This window comes from Rickettsiales endosymbiont of Trichoplax sp. H2 (assembly GCF_009690945.1).
GTDB classification, from domain to species: domain Bacteria; phylum Pseudomonadota; class Alphaproteobacteria; order Rickettsiales; family Midichloriaceae; genus Aquirickettsia; species Aquirickettsia rohweri.
Genome location: NZ_NPHZ01000014.1, coordinates 1 through 10,044, shown reverse-complemented (window position 1 = coordinate 10,044; position 10,044 = coordinate 1). Strand labels below are relative to the sequence as shown.

At 26.8% G+C, this 10,044-nt stretch carries 12 protein-coding genes and 2 pseudogenes; 12 read left to right on the top strand and 2 right to left on the bottom strand.

Translation table 11 applies throughout. The annotated features are described in order from the left end of the window. Positions 1–134: 134 nt before the first annotated feature. Entirely contained in the window at positions 135–368 is a 234-nt protein-coding gene (locus tag h2es_RS07370) for a type II toxin-antitoxin system Phd/YefM family antitoxin (RefSeq protein ID WP_154512766.1), read from the bottom strand. Positions 369–665: 297 nt separating this feature from the next. On the opposite strand from h2es_RS07370, the gene h2es_RS07365 reads away from it, so the two are divergent. From h2es_RS07365 to h2es_RS07355, 3 genes are all read left to right on the top strand, one after another. After that, a complete protein-coding gene (locus h2es_RS07365) occupies positions 666–899 on the top strand; it encodes an AbrB/MazE/SpoVT family DNA-binding domain-containing protein (RefSeq protein WP_230204304.1) in 234 nt (77 codons plus the stop codon). 459 nt (positions 900–1,358) lie between these two features. Then, positions 1,359–1,598, top strand: a complete 240-nt coding sequence (locus h2es_RS08005; protein WP_369122810.1) for a recombinase family protein — start codon at positions 1,359–1,361, stop codon at positions 1,596–1,598. Between the two features lie 10 nt (positions 1,599–1,608). Further along, positions 1,609–1,848, top strand: coding sequence for a hypothetical protein (locus tag h2es_RS07355; protein ID WP_154512764.1), 240 nt, complete (start codon positions 1,609–1,611; stop codon positions 1,846–1,848). Between the two features lie 205 nt (positions 1,849–2,053). Here the strand turns inward: h2es_RS07355 and h2es_RS07350 are convergent, their stop codons facing one another. Continuing rightward, on the bottom strand, positions 2,054–2,473 hold the full coding sequence (locus h2es_RS07350) for a hypothetical protein (RefSeq protein ID WP_154512762.1): 420 nt from the start codon (positions 2,471–2,473) through the stop codon (positions 2,054–2,056). Positions 2,474–2,621: 148 nt separating this feature from the next. Between h2es_RS07350 and h2es_RS07345 the strand changes: the two genes are divergently transcribed. The 9 genes and pseudogenes from h2es_RS07345 to h2es_RS07320 all read left to right on the top strand — a co-directional run bounded on the left by h2es_RS07345 (position 2,622) and on the right by h2es_RS07320 (position 9,879). Continuing rightward, complete coding sequence (locus tag h2es_RS07345; protein WP_154512760.1) at positions 2,622–3,212, top strand: superoxide dismutase; 591 nt, start codon at positions 2,622–2,624, stop codon at positions 3,210–3,212. A gap of 52 nt (positions 3,213–3,264) precedes the next feature. Next, a complete protein-coding gene (gene dut, locus h2es_RS07340) occupies positions 3,265–3,711 on the top strand; it encodes a dUTP diphosphatase (RefSeq protein ID WP_154512758.1) in 447 nt (148 codons plus the stop codon). Between the two features lie 52 nt (positions 3,712–3,763). Beyond that, positions 3,764–4,085, top strand: a pseudogene (locus tag h2es_RS07775) (excinuclease ABC subunit A); the annotation flags it as partial. A gap of 246 nt (positions 4,086–4,331) precedes the next feature. Next, positions 4,332–5,396, top strand: a complete 1,065-nt coding sequence (locus tag h2es_RS07770; protein WP_230204303.1) for a RecQ family ATP-dependent DNA helicase — start codon at positions 4,332–4,334, stop codon at positions 5,394–5,396. 6 nt (positions 5,397–5,402) lie between these two features. Then, a pseudogene (locus h2es_RS08000) lies at positions 5,403–5,510 on the top strand (RecQ family zinc-binding domain-containing protein); the annotation flags it as partial. Positions 5,511–5,537: 27 nt separating this feature from the next. Beyond that, complete coding sequence (locus tag h2es_RS07765) at positions 5,538–6,158, top strand: RQC domain-containing protein (RefSeq protein WP_230204302.1); 621 nt, start codon at positions 5,538–5,540, stop codon at positions 6,156–6,158. A gap of 309 nt (positions 6,159–6,467) precedes the next feature. After that, entirely contained in the window at positions 6,468–7,421 is a 954-nt protein-coding gene (locus h2es_RS07330; protein WP_154512756.1) for a ParA family protein, read from the top strand. 3 nt (positions 7,422–7,424) lie between these two features. Further along, entirely contained in the window at positions 7,425–8,393 is a 969-nt protein-coding gene (locus tag h2es_RS07325) for a ParB/RepB/Spo0J family partition protein (RefSeq protein WP_154512754.1), read from the top strand. Positions 8,394–8,580: 187 nt separating this feature from the next. After that, positions 8,581–9,879, top strand: coding sequence for a hypothetical protein (locus h2es_RS07320; protein ID WP_195910007.1), 1,299 nt, complete (start codon positions 8,581–8,583; stop codon positions 9,877–9,879). Positions 9,880–10,044: the final 165 nt, after the last annotated feature.

Genomic DNA, 10,044 nt, shown 5'->3' with positions numbered 1-10,044 from the left:
AATGCATATTATTTTTGCAATACTGAAGAATAAAACTGTTTTTAATCCTAATATTAATCGATAATTTAATAATAAGTATTTTAGATTTTTTATATTGACATTTAAAACAGTATCATGTATCAAGTATTACGCAGTTACTCATTTTCTACATCCCATTGATCTCCAATACCTTCAATAACATCTGAACTTATTTTCCCCCTACCCTTAAATGCTCCAAATATTGATAATTGCTTATCCTCATAAGGCCTTAATTTTGCAATAGGCTTATTTCTTTTTGTTATCGTAATTACTTGATGATCATGCTGTATGTTATCTAATATCTTTAGACAATGAGCTTTAAAATTACTTACACTTATTTTTTGTTCCATTGTTTTTACATTTTTAATTCACTATTATTAGTGTAATATGACTATATAATATAATCAATACATAAAAGTTATAAAAAAAACGGCTATTTTTTATATTGATTATTTATTAGGTATTTGTTGTTTATTTTTATATATTTTAAACAGTACCTTATCTTTTCTTCTATAAAGTTATTTTTTGCTCGAATTTTATTCCTTATTTTACCCGTAATTAAGAAATATTATTACACTTTATTATTTTTAGGTGCATTTGTTTAATAATTGGTTGCTATTATACTATTACATAACTATTTTTACTATATGGAAAACTCTTTATACTCTACTATGAATGAAAAGGGGCAGATTATTATTCCTGTATCTATTAGAAATAAACTACGACTAAAAACTACTAATAAATTTGAATTTATTAGTAAGGGTGACTCTATTATAATTACTCCTATTAATAAACACCTCAAAGATTTAAAAGGATTTCTTCCTAAACCATATAAAATATTATCTTGTGATGAAATGAATGAAATTATTAAAAATAAATAGATGATTGCAATTGATACCAATATCCTCGTCAGATATATTACTCAAGACGATCAACAACTAGCTGAAGATGCTGAAAAATTATTAGCTATTTACAATAGTGAGTCACAATCCATTTTATAAATAATATTGTACTATGCGAATTTGTTTAAGTTTTAGAAAAAGGTTACAACTACTCTCAACAATAAATCTCTTCCGCTATTAGAATTATACTTTCTACTGAGGAATTTGCTTTTGAGCGTCATAATATTCTTTGACTTGCTCTCGAAGATTATGAACTAAGAAATACTGATTTTTCTGATTCTTTAATTTCTAAGCTTAACTAAAATTTAAGATACAAGCAGACTTTTTCTTTTGATAAAGCTGCTAGAAAAAATAATCTCTTTACTCCTTGTGATTAATGATCTTAGCTTATATTAGAATTTCTACTTCTTTACAGGATTTAAAAAATCAAAAAGCTCTATTAATGAGTTTGCTAGAAAAAATAATTTTACTGAAGTTGAAATCTCTTCTAGAAAAAAACAAAATGAACGAAAAATAAATAAGGTCTTTTCTACTCTTCAAGAAGATGATGTGTTAATTATTACAGAGTTATCAAGTCTTGGTAGAAGTCTTTCAGGAATTTTTAGACAAAAAAGTTTCTATGCTATCAATTTCCAAGATTTTAGGAGTCACCTACCCTACTCTATTTTCTTTTATTAAAGTTCGCAATATGAAAAGTAATAATAAAAAGAAAAATAATACAAATTTAGAAAATAAGAAGAAGTTTATGAGGGTACAGCTTTCTTTAGATATAGAAAATAACACTAAATATGTTAGAGGTAAAAAGAAAGTTATAGAGGAAATTGAAAATTGGTTTCTTCCTGATTATGGCCTTACTTATAAAAAACTTGGTAATCAAGAGTATATTTTGAAAGTTGAATATAAAAATAAAACGATTTGGATAATCTAATGAATCAGTTACTTCTTAAGATTTATAGAACTGCTGATGATAAGCATTGCTTTTCTGATAGTACTTCTATTCAATCTCTTGATGAAGAAGATATATATTGGTAAATCATCCTCAATGAGTCAAATCAATAATAACTCAAAAAGAGAAACATTTTTTGTCTGACTCATTGAAATACTTAAACTATATCTAATAATATTTCATTCTCTTAATCTTCAAAACTAGAACTTTCTGGAAATACAGTTATAACATCATCAATAGGTTTTTGCATATCTGCGCTGACTTCTTCTTGTTTACCATTACTATGATGCTCGCATTTTTCATCATGAGTATGTACAGATTCTTGCAAATATTTTACTGCCTCATTAATTTTTTCTGTTATTCCTGTTACTCCTGTAATTTCTGTGACAGCAAAAATTACTCCAACATCCTTTATTATATTTTTTATACTAATTGCTGGTAAAAACATTACTAAAGGATTGATGTTTGACATTTTATCTCTTATACCTGCTACTACAAGTGTTACTGTTGTGAATGCTGCTAATGTTTCTGCTGGATGCTCTGCTACAAATGATGCTAGTGTATGCTGTCCATGATTACATTTGTGACAATGTTGGTGATTATTCATATTTTTATTTGATTTATGTTAAATTGTTAATATAGCAAACCTGTTAAGTCCTTTAGAATTTCACCTATATAGAATTGGTTAATTACTTGATATCTAATTATTATTATATTACTCTTCCCTTTATTAGTTAAGTATTTGATATTTCTTTATGATAAAAGCTCAACCTTTACCTTATGATAAGAATGCTCTAGAACCTACTTTGTCAATAGAGACTTTTGATTACCACTTTGATAGACATCACTTAGGATACGCTAATAAATTGAGTGTGCTAATTGAAGATACTAAATATTTTAATTTCAGCCTTACTGATATTGTTCTTGAATCTCATAAATCTAACGATACTGCTATTTATAATAATGCTGCTCAAGTTTGGAATCATAACTTTTATTGGAAGTCTATTTCTAAAACTCAACAATGCCCTTCTGAATTAATTAAGCTATTGGATAGAGACTTCAATAGTTATGATGACTTTATTGAAAAATTTATACAAGCTGGTGTTACTTTATTTGGTAGTGGTTGGATATGGCTGGTTCAAGATAAAGAATCTAAAAAATTATCGATACTGCAAACTAAAGATGCAGATAATCCATTAATTCTAGATAAAACTCCAATACTAACAATAGACGTATGGGAACATGCATATTATATTGATTATAAAAATGATAGATTAAAATATCTTGATCAAATCATTAAAAATAATCTTAATTGGTCTTTTGCTGCTAATAATATTATTCAATAATTATATTTTACATTTACTGAAAAATTTAATTTTAATATAAAAAGAAAGTTTTATGGACAAAATTAGTATTGCAAAAATTAATCACTTACAAGAATTACCATTACCTAAACATGCAACAATACATAGTGCAGGAGCTGATTTAATTGCTGCTGTTGATCAAGACATACTACTTAAACCTAAAGATAGAACTTTAATTCCTACTGGAATTGCAATAGCTATACCTGAGGGTTTTGAAGGCCAAATTAGACCTCGCTCTGGGTTAGCTGTTAAGCATGGTATTACTGTGATTAATGCTCCTGGAACCATAGATTCTGATTATAGAGGAGAAATTAAAGTGCCTATTATAAATTTAGGTGATAAAGATTTTACTATTGAAAGAGGCATGAGAATAGCTCAATTAGTAATTAGCAAATATGAAAAAATTATATGGGATGTTGTAGAGCACTTACCTCAAAATAATTCAAGAGGAAATGCTGGCTTTGGCTCTACTGATATTTGAAACAAATTTAATGCATAAAGTTATACGCTAAATATTTAGGTAATTCAAATTAATGAGTAATTATATTGTAATTAAAAGTGCAAAAGAGCATAAACTTAAGAAGGTTGATATTGAACAAAAAACAAATTAGTTGTTATAACTGGTGTAGTGTAAGTGGATCAGGTAAGTCTTCAATTACCTTTGATACAATATATGCTTAGAGAAGATATGTTGAAAGCCTTTCCACATATGCAAGACAGTTTTTAGAAATGAGTAATAAGCCTGATACAGAATCAATTGAAGATTTATAACCGGCAATATCAATAGATTAAAAAACAACTTCTAGAAATCCAAGATCAATTGTAGCTACTGCTATAGAAATTTATGATTATGTAATAAAAACTGCAGATCATATAATTGATATTGTCTAGAAGGTGTTATAAATGGAGGTGAAGTTATAGCTGTTGGTACTCCATAAGTAATATCTATAGATCCTAAAAAAATTTCTGAAAATACTTCCTTGTAAAATTAACAAACTAATTTTAATTATAGATATGATTAGTTATAGTGGCTATAATCAAAGAAATTTGAAGTTATAATGCGCTTTTTAACCATACTCCTGTTTTAATAGAAATTAATTTATGAATTTAGAAAAAGCCAACAAGATCTTAAAAAGCACATATGGATATGATAACTTCAGAGGAAAACAAGAAAAGATTATAGAAGCTGTTTTAGCAAATAAAAACTGCTTTGTACTAATGCCAACAGGTGCTGGGAAATCAATCTGCTACCAAATTCCTGCAATAATAAAAGATGGATTAGGCATTGTAGTCTCTCCACTTATTGCTTTGATGCAAGATCAAATTGTAGCATTAAAACAAGCAGGAGTTAAAGCAGCAACAATAAATTCATCTATTAGCAAAAAAGAAGTATGGATTACAAAAGAAAAAATTAAAGCTGGTGAATTAGATCTATTATATGTTGCACCTGAAAGGTTATTGATGCCAGAATTTTTAGAATTACTTTCAGAAGCTAAAATATCATTGTTTGCAATAGATGAAGCTCATTGTGTATCACAATGGGGGTACGACTTTAGGAAAGAATACACTCAACTTTGGATCTTAAAAGATAAATTTGCTAATATGCCAAGAATAGCACTAACCGCAACAGCAGATGAACCAACAAGAAGAGATATATTAGACAAGCTACGTTTACATGATGGTGAAATTTTTATCAGTGGATTTGATAGACCAAATATATATTATGGAATAGAAGCTGCAAATAATCCTAAAAAGCAACTCTTAGCATTTATAAAGAACAAATATAATGGTGATAGTGGAGTAGTCTACTGTCTATCTAGAAAAAAGACAGAAGAAATAGGAGAATTTCTTAAAAAAGAAGTGATAACTTCAATCATATATCATGCAGGAATGAGCAATTATGAAAGAACTGAAAATCAAAAAAGATTCCAAGTAGAAACAGGAATAGTTATAGTTGTAACGGTAGCTTTTGGTATGGATATTGATAAGCCTGATGTAAGATTTGTAGTACATATGAACATACCAAAAAACATAGAATGTTACTATCAAGAAACAGGTCGCGCAGGAAGAGATGGCCTCGCTTCAGAAGCTATTATGTTCTATAGTATAAATGATATAGCAATTCAAAGAAGTTTTATTGAAAATTCAGAAGCTCCTGATGATTAAAAAAGAATAGAAAGGCAAAAACTTAACTATTTATTAGGACTATGCGAAACTAGTAGGTGCAGAAGACAGATATTACTAGAATATTTCGGTGATAGCTGCAAACCCTGCAATAATTGCGACACCTGTATCAATAAGCCAGAAATGTTTGATGGGACAATAGAAACTCAAAAGGCAATTTCAGCTGCTTATAGAACAGGACAAGTATTTGGAGTAATTTATCTAATAGACGTATTAATAGGCTCTGAGAATTCCAGAATTAAGAATTTTTGCCATGATAAATTAAGCGTATATGGTATTGGACATAATTTAACAAAAGGAGAATGGCAAAGTATTTTTCGACAATTAGTTTCCATGAATATACTTAACGTAGACATGATTCATCATAGTGCAATAAAAATAACAAAAAAAGGAAGAGATTTTTTAAAAACCAAAGAAACGATACAGCTACAAAAATATACAGGTAAAATAAAAGTACAAAAATCTCAGCCACAATTAGAATCTACAACATTAGAAACAGCAATAGATAAACAATTATACGAATTACTGAAAGAAGAACGTATGAGACTTGCTAAAGAACAAAACATACCGCCATTTATGATTTTTCATGATAAAACATTAATTGATATGGCATCCAAAAAACCTCAAAACTTTTCTGAAATACTAAATATTCATGGTATTGGCCAATCTAAAGCAAAAAAATATGCTGATTATTTTTTGAAAATTATATCTGATACATTAGAAGGTCTGGAAACTTATGAGTAAAATTTTATTTTAGTGCTTCCTCTCAATTTGTAACTTTGTCATCCCCTGCTCTATTATTTAAATAAAATTAAAAAAATAGTTATTAATTTCTTTATATCTTCCTATTATTTTAAAAAAGAACAAAGTCAAAGAAATTAATATACTAATAAAAAAACTATTACTTATATTTTGATTAAAAATTTAACTACTAGCTCATTAAAATATTGAATATAAAGGCATATCTTGCAAAGATATTAGTATTATTACATTGACATGGTTGATGTTTTAGCTTAATAATGTAGTTTATATGAACTTATAATATTACTATAAATGGACATTAAAATATCACAACCTAAGTTGGCCGCAACTGTAGTAGCAGATCTACTAGGAATTAGTATACAAGCTATACATAAACAACTCAAATCACTTGATATTAAGTGTCCTAAAGTTGGTAATAAATCATATATTATACACAATATTGGTAAAAAGATTTTTAATTTAAGCTTCAAAAAGAAAAAAGTAGCCTTCCAAATAGTTAAAGGTGGTACTGGCAAAACAACTGCCATACATAACGTAAGTTGTGCAGCTAGTTTATATGGAGCAAAAATTCTTACAATTGATTTAGATCCTCAAGGCAATTTAACTGACGCTTTTAATATAAATCCTGAAGATATGCCTACTATGATTGATGTTATCGAAGAACAAGCTCCTATAGAAGATGCTATAATTCAAGCAGAAGAAGGAATAGATTTAATACCTAGCAGAATTGAAAATGTAACTTTAGATAGTAAGTTAGCACTCACTAGAGCTCCACTACATAATGTATTTAATAATGTATTAGAAAAAGTTGAAGATAAATATGATTTTATTCTTATTGACTGTCCACCTATGATTGGTCATTCAGTAACTGCAGCTTCATTATATGTAGACTTAATGCTAATTCCATTAAATCCTGATAGATTTAGTGCAAAAGGTTTACAAATTTTAAAAGATGAGATTAAAAATATTAAAAAACAATATAAAAGAGATCTAAAATATAAGATATTTTTAAATAAATTTAGTGGCAATACCATTTTATCAGATAAAACATTACAAACTATTTTTAATGATGAATCTGAACAAGGTAATACTTTGAGTACTGCTGTAAGACAAAGCCAAGAAATACCTAATATTATAGATCAAAAACTAAATCTTTTTAGCTCAGTTAAAAAATCTGTTGCAAAAGATGATTTTGATTTACTCACAAAAGAATTATTAGAAATAGAAATTCAAAAAAATAAGTAATTTATGCCAAATATAGAAGATTTAAAATCTAATAAGAAAAAAACATTTAAAAAGCGAGATTATAGACCCTACAATCTTACAGGAACATCACTAGATAATACAATAGTCGCAGATGATGAAATTACTCCTCCTCCCGAACAAAATAACGATAAAGTAGTGTCAGTAGACCCAAATAAAATCAAAAATTGGGAATATCATGATAGACCTGAAAGTGAGTTAGGAGATATTGATTCTCTAGCGGAAGAATTTAAAAACATGGGACAACAAATACCATGTATAGTTAGAACTATACCTAAGAATGAAAAATTTCAATATGAGTTAATTGCTGGAGAAAGAAGATGGAGAGCAGCACTAAAAGCAGGTATACCTTTAAAAGTATTAATAAGAAATTTAACAAATAATGAAGCAGCATTAGTCCAAATATCAGAAAATTCCAATCGCTCTGAACTATCTGATTATGCCAAGGGAATGAGTTATGCGAAATTAATTAATAATAATATCCTAACCCAGTCAGACTTAGTAGAAAAATTAAAAATTAGTAAACAACAAGTTTCTCGCTTGCTTTCTTTTAGTAGGATACCTACTGAAATAACAAGTGCTTTAAAAGATATGTCCAAAATAAGCGCTAGAACTGCGGAAGAAATAAAACAAATAGCAGCAAAAGGAGATAAATATAAAGAAGCTATAATAAAATATGCCTCTCAAATTCAAGAAGGTAATATAGGAAAAACCACACTTAACACATTAGTTAATAAAAATGTAAATAATGTTATTAACACTCCACAAAGTGAAAAAGTATATTCTTATAATGGTAGACATTTATATACATGGAGAAATGATAATAATGCAATTCCATCTATTCATTTTCCACGAAATGTTTCTACATTGATTTTAAAAGGTAAATTAGACAAAGATAAACTTACCGATTCAATTAAACAGTTATTGGAGGATTTGCTTATGAATGTGAAATAAAAAAACCCTTCTAAAAGTGGCGACTTAAAGAAGAGTTTATTTTACTTTGTTATTTATTTGAATAATTAATTATCCAAATATATATATAATATTAATAATCTATATATATCAAAAAATTATTAGTTATTCAATAAATATTTTTGTCCCCCTAGGGGGACTTATTTTAATTAAAAATTTATTTATAGTCATGGATACTAATACAAATAGCTTTATCTCTACCCCTTCTTATAAAAATTACAATAATATGAGGGTAATAAATACTTCTTTTGCTAATATACTTGGAATAGAAAATGCTTTGTTTTTGAATCAACTTCGATATTGGTTACATAAATGTGGAAGAACTATTAAAAATTTACCTGGTAAATGGATATACAATTCTATAAATTCTTGGAAACTACAATTTCCATATTTATCTGAATATAAAATAAGAAAAATCATTAGATATCTAGAGGATTATGAATTAATAATATCTAAAAAAATAAACGCCCATAAGTGGAACCATACTAAATGGTATTCAATTAATTTTACAAAATATAAAGAATTAACTGCAAACAATAATAAATTCAAAATTAAAAGAAAGAATAATCCGCTAATTAATAAGGTTAATAGTATAAAATCGACAAATCGCTATGTTCAAAATGAACAAATCATAATAACAAATAATAACTATACAAATAATATATCTTCTAATGAAGAAGTTACTAAAAACAACTTTGAAATAAAAATAGAAGAAAAAATAATAAATAAAATGATTTATATATGGAATAAAGTGTTTGAATATTCAGTAAAACCAATTAAAGCTTATAGTAATAAAAAGAATCAACAAATATTATTAAATATATATAAAATAGTATTTAATAGTGATTTAGACAAATGGAGAAAATATGCGTGTAAAGTAAATAGCAGCCAATTTTTAATGGGAGAAAAGAAAACAAAAAACAACTTCAAAGCAGTATTTGGCTGGTTAATAAAAGAAGAAACAATAGAGAGGATATTAAATAGAGAATACGGAGTAGGAGATAGGGAATTAGATATGAATAATATATCAGAAAATATAGAAGAAAAAAAAGAAGAAGTAGTTAATAAAATAGACAAAAAGATATCAGAATATATAAAAATAAAAATAAATGATAAAAAAGAAAGAGAAGAATTTATAGAATATGTTAAAAGTGCAAGTATTATAGAAGATGACAGATATGGAATATTAAAAAAAATAATAAAACAAGTGCCAAAAAATTATATATTAGAGAGAGAAGAATATAAGGGAGTAAAAGAGAATTTATATGAAAGTTATGTAATGAAAAAATATTTAAGTATTACAAAAGTTGAGGTAAGGAAAAAGATAAGAAATAAGATGAACAAAATAATTGATGAACAGAGAAAAGACAATAAAATATTGGAAGAATTAATTAAAAAACAGAGAGAGATAGAATATTTGGAGTTAAACAATAGAATAGATAAAAATGGCTTGCAAGCAATATTATAAAAATACTAATATAAATAATATAAAAGATTCATTTAAATAAGAGATGTAATTAAAATGATTAAAACAATTAAAATATTAATAGCAGTTTTTTTGCTCAATCAATATGTAGTAAGTACGCTAAATGCAAAAAATCCTGAAGAAGTAGAAAGACAAATTAAAAAAGAT

Coding starts and splice junctions, on each gene's coding strand:
- h2es_RS07320 (WP_195910007.1), top strand. CDS start 8,581: ATGGATACTAATACAAATAGCTTTATCTCTACCCCTTCTTATAAAAAT.
- h2es_RS07770 (WP_230204303.1), top strand. CDS start 4,332: ATGAATTTAGAAAAAGCCAACAAGATCTTAAAAAGCACATATGGATAT.
- h2es_RS07330 (WP_154512756.1), top strand. CDS start 6,468: ATGGACATTAAAATATCACAACCTAAGTTGGCCGCAACTGTAGTAGCA.
- h2es_RS07345 (WP_154512760.1), top strand. CDS start 2,622: ATGATAAAAGCTCAACCTTTACCTTATGATAAGAATGCTCTAGAACCT.
- h2es_RS07350 (WP_154512762.1), bottom strand. CDS start 2,473: ATGAATAATCACCAACATTGTCACAAATGTAATCATGGACAGCATACA.
- h2es_RS07325 (WP_154512754.1), top strand. CDS start 7,425: ATGCCAAATATAGAAGATTTAAAATCTAATAAGAAAAAAACATTTAAA.
- h2es_RS07370 (WP_154512766.1), bottom strand. CDS start 368: ATGGAACAAAAAATAAGTGTAAGTAATTTTAAAGCTCATTGTCTAAAG.
- h2es_RS07355 (WP_154512764.1), top strand. CDS start 1,609: ATGAAAAGTAATAATAAAAAGAAAAATAATACAAATTTAGAAAATAAG.
- dut (WP_154512758.1), top strand. CDS start 3,265: ATGGACAAAATTAGTATTGCAAAAATTAATCACTTACAAGAATTACCA.
- h2es_RS07765 (WP_230204302.1), top strand. CDS start 5,538: ATGTTTGATGGGACAATAGAAACTCAAAAGGCAATTTCAGCTGCTTAT.
- h2es_RS07365 (WP_230204304.1), top strand. CDS start 666: ATGGAAAACTCTTTATACTCTACTATGAATGAAAAGGGGCAGATTATT.